The 25,929-nt window shown below is 36.2% G+C and carries 25 protein-coding genes and 2 pseudogenes; 24 read left to right on the plus strand and 3 right to left on the minus strand.

Features of this window, described 5'->3' with window-relative positions:
• The 17 genes and pseudogenes from AC623_RS21850 to AC623_RS20425 all read left to right on the plus strand — a co-directional run.
• Positions 1-266 (plus strand): annotated as a pseudogene (locus AC623_RS21850) (hypothetical protein); the annotation flags it as partial.
• Between the two features lie 6 nt (positions 267-272).
• A complete protein-coding gene (locus AC623_RS20350; protein WP_049666845.1) occupies positions 273-695 on the plus strand; it encodes a single-stranded DNA-binding protein in 423 nt (140 codons plus the stop codon).
• A 21-nt stretch (positions 696-716) separates the two neighbouring features.
• Positions 717-3,251, plus strand: a complete 2,535-nt coding sequence (locus AC623_RS20355) for a VirD4-like conjugal transfer protein, CD1115 family (RefSeq protein ID WP_049666846.1) — start codon at positions 717-719, stop codon at positions 3,249-3,251.
• Positions 3,252-3,266: 15 nt separating this feature from the next.
• Positions 3,267-3,473 carry a hypothetical protein gene (locus tag AC623_RS20360; protein ID WP_049666847.1) on the plus strand — a complete coding sequence of 69 codons (207 nt, stop codon included), beginning with the start codon at positions 3,267-3,269 and terminating at the stop codon, positions 3,471-3,473.
• 6 nt (positions 3,474-3,479) lie between these two features.
• The gene (locus AC623_RS20365) at positions 3,480-5,447 is read left to right on the plus strand and encodes a pLS20_p028 family conjugation system transmembrane protein (RefSeq protein ID WP_053104198.1); all 1,968 of its coding nucleotides are present in this window, start codon (positions 3,480-3,482) and stop codon (positions 5,445-5,447) included.
• Between the two features lie 59 nt (positions 5,448-5,506).
• Positions 5,507-5,797 (plus strand): DUF5592 family protein, encoded by a 291-nt coding sequence (locus AC623_RS20370; protein ID WP_049666949.1) that lies wholly within the window; start codon positions 5,507-5,509, stop codon positions 5,795-5,797.
• A gap of 19 nt (positions 5,798-5,816) precedes the next feature.
• The gene (locus AC623_RS20375; protein ID WP_049666849.1) at positions 5,817-6,590 is read left to right on the plus strand and encodes a hypothetical protein; all 774 of its coding nucleotides are present in this window, start codon (positions 5,817-5,819) and stop codon (positions 6,588-6,590) included.
• 13 nt (positions 6,591-6,603) lie between these two features.
• Positions 6,604-8,556: a VirB4 family type IV secretion system protein gene (locus tag AC623_RS20380; RefSeq protein WP_049666850.1), complete on the plus strand. Its 1,953-nt coding sequence runs from the start codon at positions 6,604-6,606 to the stop codon at positions 8,554-8,556.
• Positions 8,557-8,561: 5 nt separating this feature from the next.
• Positions 8,562-9,665: a bifunctional lytic transglycosylase/C40 family peptidase gene (locus tag AC623_RS20385; protein ID WP_049666852.1), complete on the plus strand. Its 1,104-nt coding sequence runs from the start codon at positions 8,562-8,564 to the stop codon at positions 9,663-9,665.
• A 15-nt stretch (positions 9,666-9,680) separates the two neighbouring features.
• Positions 9,681-10,268 carry a hypothetical protein gene (locus AC623_RS20390; protein WP_049666854.1) on the plus strand — a complete coding sequence of 196 codons (588 nt, stop codon included), beginning with the start codon at positions 9,681-9,683 and terminating at the stop codon, positions 10,266-10,268.
• A gap of 19 nt (positions 10,269-10,287) precedes the next feature.
• Positions 10,288-11,127, plus strand: coding sequence for a hypothetical protein (locus AC623_RS20395; RefSeq protein WP_049666855.1), 840 nt, complete (start codon positions 10,288-10,290; stop codon positions 11,125-11,127).
• Positions 11,128-11,318: 191 nt separating this feature from the next.
• Entirely contained in the window at positions 11,319-11,576 is a 258-nt protein-coding gene (locus AC623_RS20400) for a hypothetical protein (RefSeq protein ID WP_049666857.1), read from the plus strand.
• On the plus strand, positions 11,573-12,760 hold the full coding sequence (gene mobP2, locus AC623_RS20405; protein ID WP_049666858.1) for a MobP2 family relaxase: 1,188 nt from the start codon (positions 11,573-11,575) through the stop codon (positions 12,758-12,760). The genes AC623_RS20400 and mobP2 overlap by 4 nt, the downstream gene beginning before the upstream one ends.
• Before the next feature lie 8 nt (positions 12,761-12,768).
• On the plus strand, positions 12,769-13,203 hold the full coding sequence (locus tag AC623_RS20410) for a hypothetical protein (RefSeq protein WP_049666860.1): 435 nt from the start codon (positions 12,769-12,771) through the stop codon (positions 13,201-13,203).
• Positions 13,204-13,488 carry a hypothetical protein gene (locus AC623_RS20415; RefSeq protein WP_049666862.1) on the plus strand — a complete coding sequence of 95 codons (285 nt, stop codon included), beginning with the start codon at positions 13,204-13,206 and terminating at the stop codon, positions 13,486-13,488.
• Between the two features lie 81 nt (positions 13,489-13,569).
• Positions 13,570-15,099, plus strand: a pseudogene (locus AC623_RS20420) (LPD25 domain-containing protein); the annotation flags it as partial.
• A 131-nt stretch (positions 15,100-15,230) separates the two neighbouring features.
• Positions 15,231-16,688 (plus strand): DNA topoisomerase, encoded by a 1,458-nt coding sequence (locus tag AC623_RS20425; RefSeq protein ID WP_082174577.1) that lies wholly within the window; start codon positions 15,231-15,233, stop codon positions 16,686-16,688.
• A gap of 22 nt (positions 16,689-16,710) precedes the next feature.
• Here the strand turns inward: AC623_RS20425 and AC623_RS20430 are convergent, their stop codons facing one another.
• Entirely contained in the window at positions 16,711-19,659 is a 2,949-nt protein-coding gene (locus AC623_RS20430) for a Tn3 family transposase (RefSeq protein WP_049666863.1), read from the minus strand.
• Between the two features lie 36 nt (positions 19,660-19,695).
• The gene (locus AC623_RS20435; protein WP_049666865.1) at positions 19,696-20,247 is read right to left on the minus strand and encodes a recombinase family protein; all 552 of its coding nucleotides are present in this window, start codon (positions 20,245-20,247) and stop codon (positions 19,696-19,698) included.
• 254 nt (positions 20,248-20,501) lie between these two features.
• On the opposite strand from AC623_RS20435, the gene merR1 reads away from it, so the two are divergent.
• Genes merR1 through AC623_RS20470 form a run of 7 tightly spaced genes read left to right on the plus strand, consistent with a single transcriptional unit; the run spans position 20,502 to position 25,366 of the window.
• Complete coding sequence (merR1, locus tag AC623_RS20440) at positions 20,502-20,900, plus strand: mercury resistance transcriptional regulator MerR1 (protein WP_049666866.1); 399 nt, start codon at positions 20,502-20,504, stop codon at positions 20,898-20,900.
• Positions 20,901-20,913: 13 nt separating this feature from the next.
• Positions 20,914-21,183: a hypothetical protein gene (locus tag AC623_RS20445; protein ID WP_047914437.1), complete on the plus strand. Its 270-nt coding sequence runs from the start codon at positions 20,914-20,916 to the stop codon at positions 21,181-21,183.
• On the plus strand, positions 21,180-21,482 hold the full coding sequence (gene merT, locus AC623_RS20450) for a mercuric transport protein MerT (RefSeq protein WP_049666869.1): 303 nt from the start codon (positions 21,180-21,182) through the stop codon (positions 21,480-21,482). Before AC623_RS20445 ends, merT begins: the two co-directional genes overlap by 4 nt.
• A 17-nt stretch (positions 21,483-21,499) precedes the next feature.
• Positions 21,500-21,838, plus strand: a complete 339-nt coding sequence (gene merP, locus AC623_RS20455) for a mercury resistance system substrate-binding protein MerP (protein ID WP_049666870.1) — start codon at positions 21,500-21,502, stop codon at positions 21,836-21,838.
• A gap of 15 nt (positions 21,839-21,853) precedes the next feature.
• Positions 21,854-23,494 carry a mercury(II) reductase gene (merA, locus tag AC623_RS20460; protein WP_049666872.1) on the plus strand — a complete coding sequence of 547 codons (1,641 nt, stop codon included), beginning with the start codon at positions 21,854-21,856 and terminating at the stop codon, positions 23,492-23,494.
• Positions 23,495-23,551: 57 nt separating this feature from the next.
• Positions 23,552-24,367, plus strand: coding sequence for a type IA DNA topoisomerase (locus AC623_RS20465; protein ID WP_082174578.1), 816 nt, complete (start codon positions 23,552-23,554; stop codon positions 24,365-24,367).
• A gap of 15 nt (positions 24,368-24,382) precedes the next feature.
• Positions 24,383-25,366: a toprim domain-containing protein gene (locus AC623_RS20470; RefSeq protein ID WP_049666873.1), complete on the plus strand. Its 984-nt coding sequence runs from the start codon at positions 24,383-24,385 to the stop codon at positions 25,364-25,366.
• Positions 25,367-25,585: 219 nt separating this feature from the next.
• Here the strand turns inward: AC623_RS20470 and AC623_RS20475 are convergent, their stop codons facing one another.
• Entirely contained in the window at positions 25,586-25,912 is a 327-nt protein-coding gene (locus AC623_RS20475; RefSeq protein WP_049666875.1) for a four-helix bundle copper-binding protein, read from the minus strand.
• Positions 25,913-25,929 lie beyond the last annotated feature (17 nt).

Genomic DNA, 25,929 nt, shown 5'->3' on the forward strand with positions numbered 1-25,929 from the left:
CTGAGCCAGAACCAGCACCGGAGAAACCAACAACACCACCTGTTGAATCACAACCAGAGCAACCAGAAGCACCAACTGAGCCGAAGCCAGTACCAGAAGTTCCAACAGCTCCTTCAGAGCCAGAGCCAGCACCGGAGCAGCCAACAACACCGCCTGTTGAATCACAACCAGAGCAACCGGAAGCACCGACTGAGCCGAAGCCAACACCAGAAGTTCCAACAGCTCCTATTGAGAATGGTGCTAACGCTGGAAATACACAAGGTTGATAAATTATGATTAATCAAGCTATTTATATAGGACGGTTAACTAAAAAACCTGAATTACGAAAAACGGCTAACGGTGCAGCAGTAGTTTCTTTCATCCCTGCTGTTGAACGAAAAAAGAAAAGCAATTTAGAAAAAAATACTGCTGACTTCATTCCTTGTGTGGCTTGGAATACCTGGGCTGAAAATCTATGTAAATATCAAACTAAAGGAAGCATGATCGCTGTTAAGGGCAGTACACAAAGTCGTTCTTATCAAGATGAAAGAGGAAAAATGATATTCGTAAATGAATGCGTGGTACAAGAAATTCAATTTTTAGAGTATCAAAACGATATTTTAGAGCCAATAAATACAGGTGAAGAAGTAGAAGAATATCGTCCTTTCACAGATAGCCCTTTTGACAATAAAGAAGATGATGAACTTCCATTCTGATTTAGGAGGAAATAAGGCAGCATGAAAGGAAAATCTATTAAACACATATTTGCAGAAAAACAAGCACTCATCCCTTTGAGTGCTTGTTTGTTTATTCTAATATTCTTGGTTGCTAATTTTTTGTTTAACACCATTTTAGAGCTAATTAGAACAACATTTAGTGATGTAATGAATCCCCAGCCATTCAAGTTTTCAATAGATAACTTTTTTTTAATACGTATGGCTGAATACCCTATCTTTTATATCATCATCTGTTTGATTGCTGGAATAGCTGTTCTCAAATTTGTATATGAAATGAGGTCAAATTTCAAGAGCTTAAATAAAGATCAAAAAGGCTCAAGCCGTTTCACGACTATTTCAGAACTTAAAAGCCAATACAAGTCAGTTCCAGAAAGAGAAGAACGTTATGAAGGTGGTGGAGGCGTTGTTATCTCTAGATATAAAAAAGAGGTATTTATAGATGATAGTCCGGTAAACAATCTCATTATTGGTACAACTCGCTCCGGTAAGGGTGAATCTTTTGTATTTCCAACCATTGATGTTTACTCAAGAGCAGAAAAGCAACCTTCTCTCATTTTAAATGATCCTAAGGGGGAGTTATTTAGTGCTTCAAAAGAGACTCTTGAAAAACGTGGTTATCACATTGAAGTTTTAAATCTTTTGAATCCATTAGAATCAATGAGTTACAACTTACTACAACTTGTCAAAGACGCATATAAAGAGGGCGATTATTCCACTGCTCAAGCGCTATGTAAAACCCTCTCACACACACTTTATTACAATCCGAATGCTAAAGATCCATTCTGGCAACAATGCGCTATGAGCTTGTGTAATGCCATGATTTTAGCTGTGACAGATAAATGTATTAAGGAAGGCCAAGAGCAGAAAATTACTATGTATGCTGTAGCAAATATGTTGTCAGAACTTGGTTCTCAAGAAGTAGAAGATGAGGAAGGAGAGCTTCAAAATGCTCTTGATAGGTACTTTCAATCTTTACCGGCAGATAGCGTCGCAAAAATGCAATATGCTACTTCGAATTTCTCGAAAGGTACAACAAGAGGGGGGATTTTCACTCAAACAATGAATGGATTGTCCATTTTTACTTTTGATGAAATTGCCAAAATGACAGCAGAAAATAGCGTTGATCTAAAGCGTGTAGGTTTCGGAAAGACAATCAAAGGAAAAGCGACTCCATTAAAACGTATAGGAATAACCTTTCCAGACGGCTCGACCCAAACCGTAAAGACAGATATGACTGGACGTTTTGAGCTGAATTTCGATCAAGAAATCAACGCTGGTGATCGAGTCCAGATACAAGAACTAGAGAGTGAATTTAAGACCGTTGCTTTAATTACAGATATAAATGAAAAAACAGGTGCAACAAAGGTTTTAACCAGCGGAAATAATGAAGTTATTCAAGTACAAGAAATGATTTGCTTTGATAAACCAGTAGCGATCTTTATGATTACACCTGATTTTGATTCCAGTAACCATGTGATAGCTTCTATATTTGTTAGGCAGCTTTACTTCGTCTTAGCGAAATATGCTTCGCTGGCTCGGGGCGGTAAATGTTATAGAGAAGTTGTGTTTATGTTAGATGAGTTTGGAAACATGCCTTCAATTGAAGGCATAGCAAACATTGTGACCGTTTGTTTAGGTAGAAATATTCGATTTAACTTAATTATTCAAGCTTATGCACAACTTAAAAATAAATATGGTGATGACGCGCCAACTATTGATGGAAATTGCGGCAATACCATTTACATTTTAACCAATGACTATGATACTGCCGAAAAAATCTCCAAAAAACTAGGAGAAGAAACGATTGACTCTATGTCCAGAAGTGGCAAAGGTTTTTCCTTTGATAAGAATAAAACAGAAAGCGTGGATGGACGAAAGCTTCTTACTCCAAATGAATTGATGGCTTTAAAAGAAGGAGAAAGTATTGTCATACGTGTTATCAAGCGACAGGATAAAAACCGAAAAAGAATCAAAGCTTTCCCAATTTATAACACCGGCAAAACAGCTCTCAAGTATCGTTGGGAATATCTTGGAGAAGAGTTTGATACAGATAAGTCTATTCTTGATATAGAAATCCATTCGTTACACACAAATATTGACCCAAAAAACTTGCTGGTTGACTTCTTTGCTAAGGAAGAGAAGAAAGAAAAAATAGAAGAACCGCAAAAGTCACAAGAACCAGCAAAGGAAACAGAACCACATGCAGTAAAAATTGAGAAAACAGAAGAGAACACAATGCCTGTTAATGATTCGCCTTTTGATGAACTTTCTGCTGATAACTGGCAGATTAAAACAATGGAAGAGTTTTTTGCTTCTGACAAAATGAGTCTAAAATTAATTGAACAACACTTTTTAGCTGAATTAGAAACGTCAATGGAAGAATTAAAACAAGAACCAATGGGGGAAGTCTGGGAGAAAATAAAAACTTTAGGTGCAAATGACAAAGTGAATAAGACAATCTATCAGGCTCTTTCCGGAAAAGTAAAAAGAATTATTGATGATCTGAAAGAAAAAAAGGAAGAAGTATTAACTTAATAAGGGGCGTTTACTATGGAAGTAAATCAAACATTAGTGAGAATTTTGGATGATTATTACGATAAAGTCAGAGCAGGAAACGACATCGTCATTGCCTTTATAGACGGTGTCGTTTTTCTTGAGAAAGGTAAGTCAATCAATGACCCTATTAATATAAAGATCGAACCGTTTGATAAAAAAATTGAGAAGACGATCAAAGAAGTATTTCATATGGAGGAATGATAGTGAATGAGCGATGAAGAAGTTTTACGAATCTTGAAGGAGTTTTCAGACTACCTTGAGATTGGAAATGTAACTGGATATTGTCTTAGATGGTTAGGATGGTTCTTTATTCAAGGGCTAGCTTGGCTTGTTGATGGATTAGAAAATATTACAGATAGCATTTTAGGAATTAAGACTTTTTTTGCTTCCGAGGGTATACAAGAATTTGTTCAAACCATTCAGCCTTTTCTATATGTATTGTTAGCTTTTTCATTCTTATATATTGGCTATATGCTTATTATGAATAAGAAGATTAATAGAGAACAAATCGCTATGAATGTATTTGTTTCCCTTACAGTATTGCTACTCTTAAATACAGGGATGACAAAAGCAAATAAATTTACAGATGACGCTATTTCTGCCGTTGATCTAAACGGAGAAGGTACAGTAAGTGAAAAAATTATTAAAGATGGTTTGACAGATGTAGCACAGTTTGATGTGAACGGCTGGAAATCCACTGAATTAGAAAATCCCAACAATGTCTCTCAAGAAAATATCAAGTATATTGATATTACAGAAAATATCGACGATGATTTTGAAGTAGCAGAGGGGAAGGAACTAGCAGCACCAAAAGTCTTTGAAAATAAAATGGAGATCACTCCTGATGGAAAAGAAGCCCTTGTCGAACTTAAAAACGGCTGGTTTGACTTCTTTCCAGAAAAGTATTATCGCTGGCACTGGGATTTTTGGACGATTGCCATTTCTCTTTTTGTTACTGGGATGACAATGCTGTTTATCACAATTAAATTGGCTAAACTATGTTATGAACTAGCATTTAATTACATTTTAGCTAATTTAGTTGCACCAGCCGATGTATCTAATGGACAAATGTTAAAACAAGTATTGAAAAGCATTTTAAATACTTTCCTTGTCATTATTATGATCTTCATTTCAATGAAGGTTTACCTAATGGGAACTGTATTTATTAGTGAACAATTAGATGGGATGGCTTATTTGATTGCTCTTATCGCTATAAGTATCGCTGTAGTAGATGGTCCAGTTATGTGTGAAAGATTATTTGGAATTGACGCTGGATTGAAAAGTGGATGGGGCGCTGTTGCAGGTGGATTTGCACTTGGCAAGAGTGTAGGTAATCTAGCAGGAGCAATTGAAAGAAAAACCGGAGCTGCTAAAAAAGCTGCAGGAACAGTTGGAGCAGTTGGACAAGGAGCAGGAAAAGCCTTATCAAAAGCTGGGACAGGAGCTTTACTGGCAGGAGCTGGTTCAGCAGGTGTCATAGCCGGTCTTAAAGGAGATAACAATGATAAACAATCTTCTTTGAAAGATGAGATGAAAAATGATGAGAACAAAGAAAAAAATCAAAATGGAACAGGAGGTTTGCTTTCAGCCAATTCACAAGCGAATAAAGACAATACTGGTGGAGAACAATTATCTAGTGTTGGAGGTTCAAATAGCCAGGGTATGAGCTTGCAAGATGAAATGAGAGCAGCCGGATTTACAGGTGACATTCCATCAAGTACAAGTGGCGATCTATCGAGCAGTGACACCTCTGATAATGATTCAGTTGCTAGAGGAAACTCCGCAGACATAGGTTCAAATACAGGATTTTATGATGATATGCAGTCATCAGGGTTTGCTGGAGAATCTTCATCGGTCAATGATAGTCCTGTAACAGATAGAGGAAACTTTACAGGTTCAACACCTATTCATCAAGAAATGAACTCTGGAACGAACTCAGGTGATAATACAGCATACTCGCAGGTGGCAGCTGCTTCAACTACTACCTCATCAAACGGAAGTCCTGTTACTCAAAACAAAGAAGTAGAAACTCGAACAATCGGCCAATATGCAAGAGAAAGGGTTGCCAACAGACTTAATAATTCTCCAACTGTGCAACAAGCAAAGCGTAGTTACCAAATTGGGGTAAATACAGGAGAGAATTGGAGAAGAAAAAGAGAAAACAAAGAAAATTAAAGGTATCTCAGACAGGCGTAGTTATTATGCCTGTCTTTTTCTTTAAGGAGGTAAACAAGATGGCAAATTATCGCATACCAAAAGAAATATCAAGTGAATTAAAAATTAACAAGGTATTATTTCTCTTTGATTTGCTTTTTATTATTGGATTAATTGTACTAACCTTAATATTTAATAATTTCGTTCATAACGACTTGAGGATTGCTTATTATCTCTTTATGGCTATAGTCGGGATCATTATGATATGGCGACCAAGCACTAATCCAAAGAAAAGAATGTATGAAGTCTTGTTAATAACAATCATGAGGAAAAGGAACACCTATTGTGCAATAGATCGTGAACAAGAATAAAAGAGAAAGGAGAAAAAAGATGGCTTTATTTAATGAAAAAGAGATGGATAAAAAAAGCGTTCCCCCAACAGTACCTACTAAGAAGAAAAAAGAAGCCGAGGAAGATAATATTGTAAAGGTTCAATTCAGTGAAAAGAGTATGTTGGTGAAAAAAGAACAGCAAATACCTTCTAAAAAGAAAAAAAAGCAACAAAAAATGAAAAATGAAAAAAAGAATAAAAAAAATGTGAAGAAAGGTAAGAAAAAAGAGAAAACAGAAAAACGTCCAATGGCAAAGAAGAGCATTGTAGAGGTGTTGCCGATCATCGACATAACGGACGATGGCTTAATTGAATTAAAAGACGAGCAAGGCTTCTTTGATATTTGGCAAATTAAAAGTAAAGATGTATACGCTATGAATGATGAAGAGACCCAATTTGACATTTATAATTTAGCCTATTTCTTTCAGGCTTACCAGTATCCAGTAAAGATCGTTTCCCTAAACTTTCCGGTTTCAACTGTAAGACAACAAACTTTTATCCAAAAGAAATTAGAAGAATGTAAGAGTTCTTTATATGAAAAGTTCCTTCTTCAAAAGTTGAAAGAACTGCAATTCCTTGAGTGGGGAAGAACCAATCGAGAGTATTTTATTTTTATCTATGGAGCTAATGAATATGTGGTCAAAGAACGGGTGGAGTCCATTAAAAGACATATGAAGCGTTCAGCTCCGATTAATCCGGTCGAGACTGAAAAGAAGGTTGAGATTCTCTACAAACTGTACAATCAAAATTCAAAATTAGGCAATAAAAAATAGGAGTGACAGATGAATGTTCAAATTAAATTTTAAAAAGAGAGTGAAGACTGAAAAAGAGTTGAAAGATAAAAAAGGATACAATCCTTACTTTTTGGCTCGTATTCAGCCCCAGGGGGGCGTTAAGTTTGAAGAAAGCTATATCCGTAAAGGGGATGGTTACGAAGCCTGCATTCATGTTTATGATTATCAAAGCAATGTAACCGATTTTTGGCTAGAAGAAATTATGAATATGCCAAATGTGATCACTACTCTTGATGTGATAAGTGATAATCGCAAAGCAGTCATTGAATCCATTAACAAGTCGATGGCTGAACATAGTGTCCGTCATGCTACAGCAAAGGAAAACATTGATCGACTCGAAGCTTCCCAACAGTATAGAGAGCTAGAGGAATTGTATCAACGTATTACCAATGGAGAAGTTATGAAACGTATTCACTTGCGGATTTATATATCAGGGAAAATAATTGATGATTTAGAAAAACAAGCAAAAGAAGTCATTGAGAATCTTGAAGCCCAAAACTTTCGGGGTTCTATTTTTCTTAATGAACAAGAATATGAATTTCAATCGTTAGTAACAGGTTTTGAGACTCAAAAAAATTATATTAATAAGAGAAGAGGAAAGGAAATTACGTCGCTATCATTAGCTGGGGGATTTCCTTTTCATTTTACCCAACTTAGTGATCCCTACGGAACATTTTATGGATCAACACAAACGAAAGGCAGCGTAATTTTCGATCAATTTCATAAAGATCATCAGCGTAAAAGCTATAATGCTGTTTTAATAGGACAAATGGGCGCTGGTAAAAGCACGCTATTAAAAAAGAGCTTACTGGATAATGCGATTAAAGGCTATAAAATTCGTGTCTTCGATATTGTTGGAGAGTTTAAAGACTTAGTGGACGCTCTTGGAGGAAAAACCATTGCGCTTGATGGCTCACAAGGAATCATCAACCCTTTACAAGTATACAAAACTGTAACGAAAGAAGATGGATCTCCTGACGAAGCTTTATCATTCACTCAGCACTTATCTAAGTTGACGGTATTTTACCGATTTATCACACCAGAAGCGACTGACGATCAATTAAAAGAATATGAAAACTTGTTAAGAAAGCTATATATCAGCAAAGGATTATGGGATGACCAAGATGTCTTAAACAATAACATTACCGGTCTTCCAGCAAATGAGTATCCAATCTTGAGCGACTTTCTTACGTTTATTAGAGAAGAACTTTATGAAGATTTCGGAACGAAAAAACATCACGACAACTTAGGCGAAAGCAGAAAGCAGCGGCTTGAGCTAATAGAGTTAAATATCGAAAATCTGGTTGAAACATACGCTCATTTATTCGATGGCTTTTCCACGATTGAAGATTTTAATGATGAACAAATTGTCGCTTTCTCCTTACGTCACCTTTCTTCTCTTAAACCTGAAATTTTCCAAGCCCAACTGTTTAATGTGATGAACTTGCTTTGGGATGGCATGCTTCAAAACGGAGCCCCTCAATTAAAAGCTTTCAATCAAGGAGTTTTAAAATTTGAAGACGCTGTCCGATATTTAATTTTAATTGATGAAGCCCATCACATTATCAATACAAAGAAAGGGAGCGAACATGCTTTAAGATTTTTAACAAAGTTTAGTCGCGAAGCAAGAAAGTATTTCGGTGGTCTGTTTTTCGCAAGCCACTCTATCCGAGACTTTGTTCCAGAAGGTTCAGATCAAACAGCCGTTGAAGAAATTAAAATTTTGTTTGAACTGACGCAATACAAATTCATCATGCAACAGGACAACAATAGCTTAGATATGCTGAGAAGAATATTCTCTGGCCAGTTAAATGAAAGTGAAGTGGCAGAGATTCCTTATCTTTCAACTGGAAATGTATTATTGTGTATTAGCTCTGTTAAGAACGTACGATTTCAGGTAGAAGTAACAGATGAGGAACTTGCTTTGTACGGTGGAGGTGCTTAATCTCTATGGATATAGCTTTAAAATTACTGCCAAAGAAATGGCTGTTTATTGGAGGGGTAATTACCCTCTTTTTTTTCATCATCCTTTTAATTGGTGTCATTACTACATTGGTTGGTGGCTTTGAAAGCAGCTCGAACGACACGAGTTATATCTCCGAAGGTGACTTTGTTGGCGGTACTGCGAATGTTTCTCCACAAGTCATGCAACACCTTCCCTTAGTTGAGGAATATGCAAAGAAATATGGAATTGAACAATATGTCGCCATTATGCTTGCTCTAATACAACAAGAATCTGGTGGTAGAGGAAACGATCCAATGCAATCGTCAGAATCATTTTGTGGTCGTGTTGGTTGCATAACTGACGTTGAAACTTCCATTGATAAAGGTGTTCTTCATTTTAAAAGTGTATTGGAAAAAGCCAATTATGATATTAAATTAACCCTCCAAAGTTACAACTTTGGGGGTGGTTTTATTGACTGGATAAAACAACGTGGTGGCACATACACTTTGGATTTAGCGATTCAATTCTCGAAAGAAATGTACGCAAAAGAAAAAGCTAGAGGTCGAGGACATTTATATACATGTATCCGACAAGAAGCAAAACCACTTGGAGCTTGTTATGGTGACATTCTCTATGTAGAAGCGGTTTTGAAATATTATAACGGCGGTGTAGCTGCCATTGGCAATGGTGACGGAACCGTTATCCAAGCGTCAGGGGCAATAAAAAAGGCGATTGAAGTGGGAATGACTGCTTTGGGAAGACCCTATTTTTGGGGCGGTGGTAGAACGACAGCTTCTATTGCGAGGAAAGAATTTGATTGTTCTAGCTTTGTTTGGTGGGCATACCGAGAAGCAGGAATAAATCTTGGACCGATGGGGGCAACGACAGAAACATTAAAGCACAAAGGCCGAAAGATCAGTCCTACCCAAATGAAAGTAGGCGATCTGATTTTTTGGGACACATATAAAAAAGATGGACATGTCGCAATTTATATTGGTGATGGAAAATTTTTAGGTGCGCAGAGTTCTAATGGTGTCTCTGTTGAGCGAGTAGACAATACTTACTGGAAAACACACTTTTCAGGGCATGTTCGGAGAGTTGTTGAATAAAAGGGGGAAGAAATTTTGGAAGCAAAAAAAGATAAAAGCAAAATTATATTTGCTATTTTTGCAGCTATTGTCATCAGTATAACGGTTTTCAATATTTACTTAGACAGAAAAATTGATAGCGGTGAAGATGTTGAAAGACTAAAAAAAGAAAACAATGAGCTAAGAGCAGAAAATGTTGGAATGGAAGAAAAGTTACTCTCTGTTACTCCATCCAGTCAGGAAAGTGAAAGAAAGGACTACATTCAACTTGCAGAAAAATTTATTAATCTGACCATGTTTCAAGAAAAAGAAGGTTATGAAGAAAGAAGAAATCAAGCAGAAAAAATTATGAGCAAAGATTTGTTTGAGCTATTCTATCCGACAGAAACTTTTCAATATGAAGAAAGTTACAGTTCCAAACCTTCGGATGTTTCTATTTATCTTCGATCACATCAAGCTCTTGAAAATGAAATAATCTTGCTTGCTGAATACAAAGTGAACTTGCTAACAAAAGAGAAAAGTGAACCAGAAACAACCAATAATGTGGTGAAGCTAACTGTAAATAAACAAGAAGGTAAATGGATTGTTACCAGCATTGATGAAATCAGCATAGGAATTATTTAAATAAAAAGGGGTGGAAGTTTTGGATGGAATAAATTTAAGAAGGAAAAAATCATGGGTGTTTCTCTCCATTATTATGTTTCTGTTTCTAGGTTTCTTTTCTTTCATTTCTTCAAAAGCATACATGAAAGAAGAACAAAATTTTTATCATACAGAACTAAAAAAAGAAATTTCTCTCACGACAATGAGTACTTTAAGAATTGAAAGCTGGGAGTATAACCCGAAAAAAAATATCATGGAAATCTTGCTTACAATTGATGATAGCAACGATTATACCTTTGAAGCTTTATCAAAAGCTAACACTCGAAGCCCTATGTCGTTGAAGACGATCTATCACGAGCAGGAAAATTATGTTCTTCAAATAGAAGATGTTCCTTCAAATTGGGAAGCTATTGCATTAGATATTTATGAAGTAAATAAAACGGATGAAGCAGCCGTCATCAAAAATGAAGACGAGAAAATAGAAGAAGAAAGAGAAGAATTAATCAAAACTATTTATGCAGATCAAAAGAAAACGAAAGTTAATGATGAACTAGAAACCAAGGAAAAAGATGTTTACGCTATGTATTTTATAGAGATGGAAAGAACTCAACTGGGAAAAGAAATTAAGAAATATACTCAAGCAATCCAGCAAGAAGTTCAGAAAAAAAATGAACTAAATAAAGAAATTAAAGAGCTAGAAAAGGAAAAAAAGTATGATACAGAAATCGAAAAGATTGATACTGAAACAGAAATTGAATTAAAAAAAGACTTCATTAAAGAATGCGATTTAATGATAGAAGATTATGAGTTTGAACAAAAAAATGCAGAAGAGAAGATCAGAAAACTAAATCAAAAAGAACAGGATTTATTAAAGATTTAAAAAAACATGTTATCACTAGGTCTACATTAAGGGATTTTATGTTATCACTAGGTCTACACTAAAGAGCTTTCTTTGTCCCCATTGTTTTGTCAGGCTTTGCCTGACCCCACACCCTCAGTGGGGGCAAAAACCCCTTATGCTCTTTCTATTTTTTTGCAGTAAATCCCTAAGATTCAGGAGGATGATGAAAAGTGGAAGTAAAAATTAGAAACCTTGATCCAGTTGCCATAAAAAAAATAGACGAACTTGCAAAGAAAAAAGGTCTTTCTCGTCAAGAATTTTTAAAAGGACAGATTGAAACACTGGCGGTTTTTCATGAACAATCAAGAAGAGAGACACATTTACAAACCTTGATAGAAAAAAATATTTACACAATGACTCAATGTTATGAGGCGTTGGAAAAAGTAAATGACTTCATTGAATTAATGACAGGAGAAGAAGAGGAATGATTCAAACAACCGTTGTTCCAGGCGTTGTTTTGAAAACTCGTTTTGTAACTCCTGAACAATCCGACTTTAAAAATTATGTAGATTATGTTGATCGTGATGAAGCAAAGAAAGAATTTCAAGCCAATAATAAATTGTTTTCTCTGTACCAAGATTATATGGATAATCCAGATAAAACCTCTTCATTATTTACAGAAAAAACGAATCGTTTAAGTTCGGATGACAAAAAACAATTGAAAAGACTATTTAAAACAGCTCAAGAAAATGAAAGCATTATGTGGCAAGATGTCATTTCATTTGATAATAAATGGCTGGAGGAACAAGGCTTGTATGATTCTAAAACACATACAATTGATGAGAACAAGTTAATGGATGTTACTCGTGCTGCCATGAAAGAAATGATGAAGAAAGAAAGATTAGATCAAAGTGCTGTATGGTCAGGAGCGATTCATTACAATACAGATAATATTCACATTCACATTGCTACAGTTGAACCCAACCCGACACGAGATCGAGGAAAACGAAAACCTAAAACTCTTGACGCAATGAAATCTAAAGTCGTTAATAACATACTTGATCGAGGGGAAGAACAAAAAATAATTAATGACTTGATTAGAAAAGAGATCGTCGATAAAAAGAAAAGTGATTCAACGTTAAGATGGAGAAATAGAGAAATGAAGCCGATGTTCCTCAAAATATATAATCAATTACCCGAAGACAAAAGACAATGGCAATACAGTTACACCACGATCAATCATCTTAAACCTTCTCTTAACCAATTAACGGAAAAGTATATTGAAAAATATCACAAGAAAGATTATGAGCTTTTTCTAAAAAAATTAGACAAGGAAGTTGACGTTTTAAAAAGAGCTTATGGAGAAGGCAAGTTCGATAAAAAACGTTATGAGAATTACAAAGAAAATAAAATTGAAGAGTTATATAAAAGAATGGGAAATGCTTTTTTAAAGGAAATGAAAGAATATGATCGCATGAAAAATAAAGGGAAACCTACTTATTCTTTCAACAAAAAAGGAACAGTCTTCAAAAACAAATTTGCTTTGCAATATGCAATGAAAAAGATGGAACGTGCTTTTTCATCTGAATATGATAGCTGGAAAAATCAACGTCATTATGAAAACTTGCAAAGGGATATTGAGAGAGCTAAAGAAATGGAAATGGAAAGGTGATGTTTACAATGGAAAATGAAAAAATTAGAAAGCTTGTTTCATTTGATGAAGAAACATTTGAGTATGTAAGTGATTATATGGATGAAAATAAAATCCGTTTTAACGGAGAAGCCATTGCTCGCATTTGCAAAGAGCATAAAGAATTAAAAGAAAACCAGTGGTCAATCAAATACATTTCAGAAGTAGTTACCAACGCTCTCAAAGAAACATTTAAGGAAGAACTAAACAAAATACGCATAGGCACTAATAGTGCAGACAAGAACACTCAAATATTAATTGAATTATTAAATGGTATCTACTTCTTCGAGTCATATGAAAACTTAATCACAACGAGTGTTCAAGAAATGGAAGGGGTGAAGACAGCCAAACAAGAAGTACAAGAAAGAATTACGAACCAACGGCAAAAAAAATTAGAATATGAAGCTTCTAAAGGAGGAATTTAAATGTTATTAAATAATGAAATTTCATTAGCGGTGATCAAAGAAGTAGGAAATCAAGATGTTGTTTTATCAGTGGATGGGAAAGAAGTTGAATTGGAATTAACAGAGGAAGAAGCAAAAGAATTACAAAATTATCTGACTGAACAAGATAATTTTCTTGTACCCATACATGTAAAGACAATGAAACTATTCCCTGAGATTAGTGAAAAGTGGAATGAAGAAGATATGGCTGAATTAGTCGGGGCTTCGGAAAAGGGAAGCCCTGAGAAGGAAGAGGAAGAAAATTAAAAAAGCAACATAAGGTCAGAAAGCTATCGGTAAATGACGGTAGCTTTTTTATTTTTTAAATTAGGGGAAGGAGTTTATATCATGGCAAAATTCCAACGAAAAAGCTTTGAAGAAAAAAAGAAAGAAGTTGAAACCCTAACTAAAAACATGGAAGAGAATATCGAAAGATATTTCGAATCACCAGAGCAGCTAGCAGAATATCTTGCTTTTAAAGCAAAATTTTATAAGTATTCCCCTTCTAATGCGGCTTTGATCGAAGGGCAATTCCCTGGGGCCGAAGCTGTCGGTTCTTATAAGTTTTGGAAAGACAAAGGCTTTCCAGTTCAAAAAGGGGAAAAGGGAATTAAGATACTCGTTCCCAACCGAACTAAACCCAAATTCAAAGATGAAGAAGGAAAGATGAAACCATTAGAAAAAGCTTCTTCAAAAGAAAGAAAAATGATCGAGGAAGGAAAAATAAAGGTTGAACAAGGTCGCTTATATTTTTCAGTTGGACACGTGTTCGATGTTAGCCAAACGAGCGCGACAGCCAAAGATTTACCTGATATATTCCCTAACAGGTGGCTTGAAGGAAATGTAGAAGATTACTTTTTGCTTTATAAAGGCATGGAAAAGATTGCAGAAAGCAACGGAATTAAAATCATTGAACCTAAGGAAGAGCTAGGAGCTGCTAAAGGAGTCAGCTACACTTTGACAAAAGAAGTAGCTTTAAATCCTAGAAACAGTGAATTGCAGAATGTGAAAACACTCCTTCATGAGTTAGCACATGCAAAACTTCATACAGTAGAAACCCATGAAAATTATACTGCGCCTGAAAAAGAATTTCAGGCTGAAATGACAGCTTATACAGTCGCTAACTACTTTGGTATTGATACAAGTGAATACTCTCTGAATTATTTACACCACTGGACAGAAGATCGTGAGTTGAGAGAGAAAACACAACTTTTAAAAGAAGTGCATGAAACCTCAATAGAATTTATTGACACCATAGAAGAGACCGTTGGACAGGAAAGAGAAAGAACTAAGGGGCAAGAAAACGAGTCACCGGAGCTTTTAGTCGTTCAATTCGGAGCTTTATCTTCTACCGCTGAACAGCATATGACCGTTGAAAGTTTGCGTAAAATGATAGACAAACAAGATTCATCCTTTACAAAAATTGAACATGAGAACTTAGATGATAAAGCATTTATTGAAGCTTTTAACCAAAGTCAGGACAAAAAAGCGGTTGCTATACCTGAGTCGGCTGTGACGAGTCCAGCCGTTCTTATACAGTGGTCTGAGAGTGAAGGATTAAAGAGCGGTGAATTAATTCCTTTCGGAGAAGCCAATGAAAAAATGAAACATTTATCAATGGCAGCGGAAAAAGAAGCTTACTATGAAAAAACAAGATACCATATCATTTTGCCGAAAGAACTAAATGATAAGAACCAGCTTTCTGTTATTAATATGGACAGACTTGATCTAGGCGATGGTTTTTATAAGTCACCTCTCGAACAAATAATGAGCGAAAAGAACCTTCCTGATAACGTGTTATCTGTTTTAAAAGAGGAAGCAAAAAATGCAGAGACAGGGAAAGAAGTATCTGCTTTAGAAAAAAATCCGTTAAAAAAAGAAGCCAGCGATCATCAAAAAGCTAAAACAAAGAAAGAGAAAAAACAAGAATTAGCATTAGAAATGTAATAAGAAGAACCAAGCCCTGATCTTTCTTTTGATTGGGGCTTTTTATTTTAGGAGGACAGAAGATGACAACGGTTATTTTAGCTGAAAAGCCAGATCAAGCTCGTCATTATGCCGAAGCATTCTCCAGCCAGAAAAAACAAAAAGGATTTATTGAAGTGGAAGATTATCGTTTTTTCAAAGGAAAAGCCTATATTACATGGGGGGTTGGCCATTTAGTCGAGTTACAGGAGCCAGCGGATTATAAAGAGGAATGGGAGAAATGGTCTTTAAGTTCGTTACCTGTTCTCCCCGAAACATTCAAGTTCAAAGTGGATGCTTCAAAAAAACAGCAATTCAATGTCGTTAAAAAGTTATTGCAGGAAGCAACAGAAATTATTGTCGGGACCGACTGTGATCGAGAGGGAGAAAATATCGCGCGTTCGATTATTTCTCTTGCTGGGGCTTTCAATAAGCCGACAAAGCGATTATGGATTAACTCATTAGAAACAGAAGAAATCATTCGAGGATTTAAAAATCTTAAAAATGGAAACGACTTTTTACCTTTGTATTATGAAGCTCAGACTCGGCAAATCGCTGATTGGGTAGTCGGGATTAATACTTCAAGGTTGTACAGCCTTCTTTTACAGAATAAAGGGCTGAAAGATAGTTTTTCAGTTGGAAGAGTGCAAACACCAACTTTATTTCTTATCTATCAAAGGCAGCAAGATATAGAAAACTTTAAACCCACTACCTTCTATGAGATTTATGCCCATGTGACAGCAAAAAACGGAACATTTACAGCTAAATATGCGGAGAAGTTTGATTCGATGGAAAAACTTCAACGCAAATTGGAAGAGCATAGCATTCAAAAAAAGAATGAAGGAACGATTAGTAAGGTTGAAAAGCAGATAAAAAAGAAGAAATCCCCCCGATTGCACAGTCTATCTAGCTTGCAAGAACGAGCCAATAAATTGTGGAAGTATAGCCCTTCCGATGTTTTAAAAACTGTCCAGGGATTGTATGAAAAAAAGCTTTTGAGCTACCCACGTACAGATTGTCATTTCATCACAGAGGCAGAATTTAATTATCTTTCTGCCAACATCAATCACTATCAATCATTACTTAACTTTGAGATTGCCTATAAGGACGCTCGCAAAGGCTATGTAGAGCCTTCTAAGGTTCAAGAACACTACGCTATTATTCCGACAAAGAAAGCACTCACACATCAAGAAATCGACCAATTAGAAATGAAAGAAAAGAACATTTACATGGAAGTCTTAGCGACTGCTGCGGCTATGTTTGCACCGGATTACGAATATGAAGAAACCAAAGTTGAGATTGACCTAAACGGATTGTTATTTAAACAGACCGGAAAAGTTGAAAGGAAACAGGGATGGAAAGCTCTTTTTCAAGAAAGCAAAGAGGATGAAGAAGAAACAGAATCCAAGCTCCCTCTCCTTATAGGGGTACAGCCAACATTTCGGAAATTTTGTACGGTAAGCAAAATTCGACACGAAAAAAGCCAAATACCTGTACGCTAAGGGATTTGGCTTATGTTAGGGATTAGTTTCTATTTAAGGGCCTTAGCGAATTAGCTGGTAATCTATTTGAATCAAATTTATATTCTCCAAGAAAATTAATATGTTCCCATCCTAAAGGTGAAATGTGTGGAAGTAATTCTTCTTTTAGGACATTATTTTTCTTAAATTCTTTTGTTACTTCACTTAAATACACAGTATTCCATACGCTAATTGCATTGATCAATATATTTAACGCACTGGCTCTTTGTAGTTGATCTTGTATGCCACGCTCTCTAAATTCTCCACGTTTACCAAAAAATAAAGCTCTAGCCAATCCATTCATGGCTTCTCCTTTATTTAACCCACGATGTATCCTTCTTCTTAATGTTTCATTTGTTATATAGTCAAGAATAAAGATTGTTTTTTCAATTCTCCCAATCTCTCTGAGAGCTGTAGCTATTTTATTTTGTCTTGCATATGAACCTAATTTCCCCATGATTAATGATCCAGAAACTCTTCCTTCTCGAATTGAATGTGCCAGCCTTAATACATCATCAAAATTCTCTTTAATAACGTTTGTGTTAATCTTTCCTCGAAGTATGCCTTTTATGTTTGAAAAATTATTAGGAGAAGAAATGGTATATAATTTAGCGTCACTTATATCTCTTAGTCTTGGTGCAAAACGAAACCCTAACAAATGACTTAATCCGAAAACTTGATCCGTGTAACCGGCTGTATCAGTGTAATGCTCTTCAATTGAAAGGTCAGATTCATGATGTAATAATCCATCTATCACATGTACGGCATCCCTTGCATTTGTATTAATAACTTTTGCATAAAAGGAAGAAAACTGATCACTTGTAAAACGATAAATGGTCGTACCTTTCCCAGTTCCGTAATGCGGATTTGAATCTGCATGTAACGATGATACACCGACAGGAACACGCATACCATCAGAAGATGATGTTGTCCCATCTCCCCAATATGAAGTTAATGATATACGGTGCTGATAATTTACCAGTGTAGCTTGTGCGCGAGTCATCGCATCTTCATGTAATCTCCATTGCATAACATTGGCCATCTGGCGATATGAAATATCAGGAGTTGCTTCCGCCATTTTAGTTAATCCAATATTTGTCCCCATTGCCATTATTGAAGCCATCACAATAGACTTTTCCTCACCTTTAGGGGGTTGATTTGAAGAAGCGTGAACAAATGATTCGTCAAATCCAGTCCATTCAGCTACCTCCATTAATAAATCAGTAAGTTTAACTCTAGGAAGCATATTATAAAGCGATAAGCTGAAATTTCTAGCTTCTTCAGGAGTATCAGCTTGAAGTCTTTCAATATGTATCCTTTGTTTTTCAATGTTGATACTTTCAACTTTATCAATATTTTTAGAAATCCATTGAAGTTTAGTATTTAAAGTTCCGCATCTTTCCTGTATATACTGTTCAAAACTTATATTAACAGCTATATTAGTCCCTTCAGTCTTTGCTTTTCCCCAATCATCTTTTGACACTAAATATTCTTCAAAATCCTTATGTAATCGACTACCTTCAACCCAAACATCACCAGAACGGATAGAGTTTTTGAGTTCTGTTAAGGCAGCCATTTCATAATATTGACGGTTAATGTTACCTTCATCATCAAAAACATGTTTTTGCCAACGTTTAGGAACAAAACTCAAAGGTGAGCCATCAGGGATTTTCCTTTTTCCAGAATCATTTAATTCGCGTATGGTATCTAATGCTTTTAATAAAGGCTCTGCTGATTTAGTAGATTTGAACACTAAAGAATCCAACAAGCTCGGAGTATATTTCCTTAAATAGTTATATCGAGTTTTTATTAAATCAAGGTAATCATAATCCATTGGTCTTGATAATAATTTAGCTTCCTCAATCGATTCTACAATTTTATCCCACGGCATTACTTGCTCTAGTGCCCCATAGGGATCAATACCTTCCTCTTTGGCTTTAATTAAAGCCGTTCCTATATCTGCGTAATGCACAACTTTTTCATTTACTGACTTTCCATTTTGTTTTTGCATCTCTTCTTGTGTTTTTCTGCCTTTTGCTTGTAACACCATCATTTGTCTATCATGAATTTCAATGGCATGGTCAGTTAAGTCTTGGGAGAGAGTGATTAAGTGAGCGACTAATAATGCATATCTTTTATCTTCGTTAAATCTTCTAAAAGAATGGGGTTCATATCTTGCCCCAATTCGCGCCAATTGTAAAAGTCTATTGGGGTGTATTAATGCCGTATTGGCTGCAATATTCATTTCTTTAATGTACTTTAATCTTTTTATGACTTTTATAAAAGAATCTGGTGACGACTGTCCGGGAATTTCCCGAAGCCAAGCTAATTGGGTTTTATTATTATTTACCGTTAAATCGATTAACTTTTCTAGTTCACGCTTATGTCTTTCGGAAAGATTACTTGTTAGTATGGCATATATTTTTTTCTCTGCACGCGTTCTTGCTATCCAAACCATCCTTTCGATTGTTGGTATAGCAGGAAGAATTATTTTTTTCTTTCTTAATAAATCAATTGCTGTGCGTACTAGATACATTGAATTCCCATTTTCCAATGCGGCTTTTAAAAGAACATTAGAAATCGTACGATAATCACTGTTATTAAAGTTTCTATATCCATATACTTGACGTATTTCTTCTAAATGCTCACGTCTAGTTGTATCACGTTGAGCATATGAAGAGAAAACCTCTGGATCTACATTAATTTGATTAGCGACATATTTAATAAGGTTTTCGGGTATTTCTAACATATTAATTAAAGAACAACCGGGATTTCTAAGAATGCATAATTGGAGTGCGAACCCTAAGCGATTATGATCTCTTCTATGACGATTTATAACATCAATATCATAGTCAGATAGACTGTAATAAGAAGTAAATTCAAATTCTGATAAATTATTAAGGTTTAAAATTTCCTTGCGCTGTTCTTGTGTCAGCAGTTCTTTCACACTCAAGTTAAATCAATCCTTATTAATAATTTTGGTATGAGCCTAATTTACTTTGTCTAAGTATCTATACAGTGAGGTTTTGCTAATTCCTGTTGCTTCTGTAATTTGGTTGATTGTATAATCCTTGCTCTTATACATTTTAATTGCCATTTCAACTTTGTCCATTTTCTTCGATGGTCTGCCACCTTTCCTTCCTCTGGATCTTGCTGCTTGAAGTCCTGATTTTGTCCTTTCGCTAATAATATCTCGTTCTAACTCTGCAATATTTGCCATTGTACGAAAGAAAAACTTCCCCATTGCAGTTGAAGTATCAATACTGTCATTAATAGAGACAAAATCTACGCCCATATCATTGAATAATTCACTAAGTTCAATTAGATGTTTTGTAGAACGTGAAATACGATCAAGTTTATATACAACAATTTTGTCGCCACTGCGTAAGACCTTAAGAAGTTCTTCTAGTTGGGGTCTATCTTTTCTAGTTCCGGTCAACTTTTCTTTATAAATTTTCTCTACCCCATATTTTGTAAGGGCATCAACTTGCATATCCAAGTTTTGTTCCTCCGTACTTACACGTGCATAACCAAATATCATCATTCATCACCTGCAAAAGTAATTTATAACCCTATATTAGCACCAAAAACGGCATTAGATATTAAAAATGTTACTTTGATTTTGGGAATGAGTTTTGAATCTATAGATTAATAGAAATAGGTTGTTTTTTTAAAAATATTTATCAGTACCATAAACGGTCGTTTTCGGTATTGGAATCATTTAATTGAAGGGAGTAAAATATATTGACCATGTACTATGGTACAGGGTTTATATTATATGTGAGGTGAAGTAAATTGCATTTTCGAGTCGGAGAAATCGCAGAGAAGTGTAACGTTAACAAAGAGACCATTAGATATTATGAGCGTTTAGGCTTAATTCCAGAGCCTGAGCGTACCGAAAAAGGATACCGAATGTATTCACAACAAACGGCCGATCGGTTGAATTTCATAAAACGGATGCAGGAATTAGGATTTAGCTTAAATGAAATAGACAAATTGCTAGGGGTCGTCGATCGCGATGAAGCAAAGTGTCGTGATATGTATGATTTCACCGTTCTTAAGATAGAAGACATCCAGCATAAAATTCAAGATCTCAAAAGAATTGAACAAATGCTGATGGATCTTAAAGAAAGATGTCCTGAAAACAAAGATATTTACGAATGCCCCATTATTGAAACATTGATGAAGAAATAAGAGGTGAAACAGGATGAAAAACACAATAAAAAGTTCAGGCTGGTTTCTTGTCGCACTAATCACATGCCCGTGTCATCTGTTTTTACTGCTTCCGTTGGTTGCAGGAACGGCACTGGGTTCATACTTCACGGACTTTAAAGATGTTATTTTCATCGTGATGGGTCTGTTATTTGTTTTTGCTCTTTTCAAGGGCTGGAGAAAACTTGACCCAGAAACAAAGAATGAAACAAAAAAGGAAACAAAAACGCATGATTGTTGCAGTATGGAGAGGTTTAAATCATGAAGGAAAAAGTGTCGCAAGTAGCTACTGTATTTTCAGCTTTTGTTATGGCTGCATGCTGCCTAGGTCCACTGATTTTCATTCCTCTTGGACTAACTGGATTTGCAGGAGCATTAGCCTTTTACTCACTGAAATATCGGTTAATGTTCAGCATTGCTACCATCATCCTTCTTGCTTACTCCTTTTATATGGTTTATGGGAGAAAGGGAAAAAGAAAAAGTTCTGTCATTGGCTTATGGATTACGACGCTTTTTGTTTTCGGCATGTTTCTTTTTTTATTTCTAGTTGAAGGTGGACTATAAAAAATGAGGTACTTTATATGAGAGTACAAATAATCAGAATTATGATGGTATTATCTCTTTTGCTGGTGGTTAGTGCGTGTAGTAACGAAAAAGAAGCACAAAATACTATAGATGCTAAGCAGGAAGCAAAAGCTACCATTGAAACAACTAAAACAGGGACATTTACGGTTTTGGGGATGGATTGTTGCCCGCCATCTGTTGTAGAAAGGGTTCTAAAACAGGTAGATGGCGTTAGCAAAACAGCCATTAAAGTCAGTGGAAGCAAGGCCGAAGTAACGGTTTCCTTTGATGATAAGAAAACGGATTTACAGGCAATTAAGACGGCAGTTTTGGATTTCGGGCTTGGAGTCGAATAAAAGGAGGGAGTTAACATGAAAAAATATCGAATGAACGTTCAAGGGATGACTTGTACGGGTTGTGAAGAGCATGTAGCTGTTGCTCTTGAAAACATGGGTGCAAGAGGGATTGAAGTAGATTTTCGCCGTGGCGAAGCTGTATTTGTGCTACCAAATGGCTTAGAGGTTGAAACAGCGAAAAAAGCGATTGCTGAAGCGAAATATCAACCAGGCGAAGCAGAAGAAGTACAATCGCAAGAAATGATGCAGTTAGGTGATGAAGGTGATTATGACTACATCATCATCGGTTCTGGTGGGGCTGCCTTTTCATCTGCCATCGAAGCCGTGAAATACGGAGCAAAAGTGGCAATCATTGAACGTGGTACGGTTGGTGGAACATGCGTGAACATCGGCTGTGTTCCTTCAAAGACTTTGCTTCGGGCTGGCGAAATCAATCATCTGGCAAAAAATAATCCATTCATCGGATTGCACACGTCAGCTGGCGACGTTGATTTGGCACCATTGATCAAGCAGAAAAATGAACTGGTGACGGATCTTCGAAACTCAAAATATGTGGATTTGATTGATGACTACGGCTTTGAATTAATCAAAGGCGAAGCGAAATTCGTAGATGAAAAAACCGTTGAAGTCAATGGCATGCAGTTGTCAGCCAAACGATTCTTAATCGCGACAGGTGCTTCACCAGCAGTGCCAAACATTCCTGGACTGGATGAAGTCGATTATTTAACAAGTACAACGCTGCTTGAATTAAAGAAGGTGCCTAAGCGTCTTACGGTCATCGGTTCTGGCTATATCGGGATGGAATTGGGACAACTCTTCCATAATCTAGGCTCAGAAGTCACATTGATGCAAAGAAGCCCGCGTTTGTTAAAGGAATACGATCCTGAGGTTTCAGAAGCGATCACGCAAGCCTTGACAGAACAAGGGGTCAACTTAGTGACGGGAGCATCTTTTGAACGAATCGAACAAGATGGAGACATTAAAAAGGTCCATGTTGAGATAAATGGCAAGAAGCGAATCATTGAGGCAGATCAATTACTGGTTGCCACAGGAAGAACACCAAACACGGCAACCTTGAATTTACAGGATGCAGGCGTTGAAGTAGGCCCCCGTGGTGAAATTGTAATCAATGAGTATTCAAAAACAACGAATTCACGCATCTATGCAGCAGGAGATGTCACGCTTAGTCCTCAATTTGTATATGTAGCAGCTTATCAAGGTGGAGTTGCGGCAGGAAATGCTATCGGTGGACTGAACAAAAAGCTGAATTTAGAAGTGGTTCCGGGGGTTACATTTACAGCTCCAGCCATTGCAACGGTTGGTTTAACGGAGCAACAGGCAAAAGAGAAAGGATATGAAGTGAAAACATCCGTCTTGCCGTTAGATGCCGTTCCAAGAGCACTGGTTAATCGGGAAACAACCGGCCTGTTTAAACTGGTTGCGGACGCGAAAACGTTGAAAATATTAGGGGCTCATGTGGTGGCAGAAAACGCAGGAGACGTGATTTATGCAGCGACATTAGCTGTCAAATTCGGTTTAACCGTAGAGGATCTTCGCGAAACCCTTGCACCATATTTGACAATGGCAGAAGGACTGAAGCTGGCTGCTCTAACGTTTGACAAAGATGTATCCAAACTATCTTGTTGTGCAGGATAACCATCTTTTAATATCAAGCCGATGATTCCTTAACGTAGGAAAAATCGGCTTTTTTAGATGGAAATTTGCTTAGCGTACAAAATTTCCGAAATGCTGGCTGTACCCCTTATAGAAGGAGAAGTTATTACATCAACTATAGACACTAGAGAAAGCGTGACAACACCGCCAAAGCCCTTTACAGAAGGGGAATTAATTAAAGTCATGAAAACAGCTGGATATAAGGGGAATTTAGCTGTCGAAGATGAAGAGTCCAGAGCCATATTGAAAGAAACAGAAGGGATTGGCACAGAAGCAACAAGAGCTGACACTATTGAGACATTAAAGAAAAAATCTTATATAGAAGTAAAAAAGAATACAGTTTCTATTACTGAAAAAGGAATTATTTTGTGTGAAGCGGTAAAAGGCACCTTGCTTTCCAGTCCGGAAATGACGGCTAAGTGGGAGATCTATTTGAAAAAGATTGGCGAGAGAAAAGGGAACCAAGAAACCTTTTTAAAAAACATCGAAAAATTCATTCGTCACTTGCTCCATGAAGCTCCTAAACAGTTAGAAGTAGACAAAGTAACTCAAAGTATCAATAGCATAAAAACCTCTTCCCAAATTGGCGTATGCCCTGCCTGTCAGAAAGCGGTGATCGACAAGGGCAAATTTTATGGATGTGAAGGGTACACGAACGGTTGCCGTTTTTCCCTTCCAAAAACCTATTTGAGCAAAGCCATTAGTGTCAGCAATATTAAAAAATTGCTTGATACAAGGAAAAGCAGCCTGATTAAAGGCTTTAAAAGCAAAAAGAAAGGAACCACTTTTGAAGCCATTCTTATATTAAATGCCGACAATGAACTACAAATGGAGTTCTCCCAAAAAAAGAAGTAAAGGAGGTTGACCTCAATGGCTAAAAAGCGGGTCACTGAGGAAGAGATTATGAAAGCAAGAGAAGTCGATTTGTTATCATATCTTGAAGCCAAAGGAGAACGTTTTAAAAAGGAAGGAAACTATTATCGTCATGTAGACCATGATAGCTTAGTCATTAGAGGAAATATGTATGCTTGGAATAGTCGGGGAGAAAAAGGCTATGGGGCCGTTAATTTTGCCCAGATGTTTTACAATATGTCTTTTGTGGAAGCTGTTCAGGATTTAAACGCTGACAATTACCAAACCATTGACCATGCAAAAGAGGATTATGTAAAAAATAAGCAGCCATTTCGTTATCCTTCACAATATGAAGTAAACGATCAATCAGCTATCAGGAATTATTTAACCAATGACCGTAAAATAGATCTTCGTCTGGTAAATTGGTTAATCCAAAAAGAACTGATTGCTCAAGACCGAAAAAAGAATGTCATCTTTAAATGGAGAGAAAAAGGCGGCAAAGGAAAAATCATTGGGGCAGAGCGACAGGGTACTATCAAAATAGATAATAAGAGAGGTTCATTTAAGCAAATCTTGAAAAATGGGAAGGAACATTCAGGTTTTACAGTAGATGTAGGTCGGCCTGATACCCTTTATTTCTTTGAAAGTCCTATTGATCTACTCTCTTATTGGAGCATTAAGCAAAAAAAATTGACAAACGCTCGAATGGTAAGCATGAATGGGCTGAAACTAAAAACAGTTTTCCAATCCTACCTTGAAGCTAAAAAAGAAGGCTTAAACATTAACAACGTTGTTCTTGCGGTTGATAATGATAAAGCTGGAAAAGAATTTATTGAGAAGGTGAAGCAGGTAGTCAATAATGACATGTTAAAGATCGATATTCCTAGTAATGAAAAAGACTGGAACGATGAACTGAAGCAGGTAAGAAATAAACAAGAAAAGAAACCAAATTCAATGAAAGCAATCCCACAAAAACAACCCGGAGCTTTAGCAGAAAGATGAATTTTATTGTTTTTAAACGAATTTATTGTCTTCGTAAAGACAGTTATGACAAGTTTTTGAATATCGTTGAAGAGTTAAAAGTATAAAGATTATTATTTTATTTTGCCTATTTGAGAATATAGTGAAATGATCAAACAAGAAAGCAAAACAAACAGATTAAAACAGCCTATACACGATTAAGTGTATAGGCTGTTCTAATTGGCTCCAATCCACCTTAGATTAAGCTCCCATCTTGCGGCACTCTTCAGCACAATGGAAGCACATTTCAGCACATTTCTGACAATGATCATGATCATGTTTTTTGCACTCATTTCCACATGCTTCGCAAATATTAGCACATAACTGGCAAATTTGTTTGGCAAATGGGCTGTTAGATTGCATGGATTTCGCGGCAAATGCGCAAATGTCTGCACATTCTCTGTCTAATCGGATACAGTCAGCCATCATTTTTATATCACTCTCGTTTAAACACGCATCATAACAAGCATTACAGGCTTCCATACACTCGAGACAAGCTTTAATACATTCTTCGTACGTTGCATTCATAAAAACATCCTCCTTTA

Source organism: Bacillus sp. FJAT-27231 (assembly GCF_001183975.1).
Classification (GTDB): domain Bacteria; phylum Bacillota; class Bacilli; order Bacillales; family Domibacillaceae; genus Pseudobacillus; species Pseudobacillus wudalianchiensis.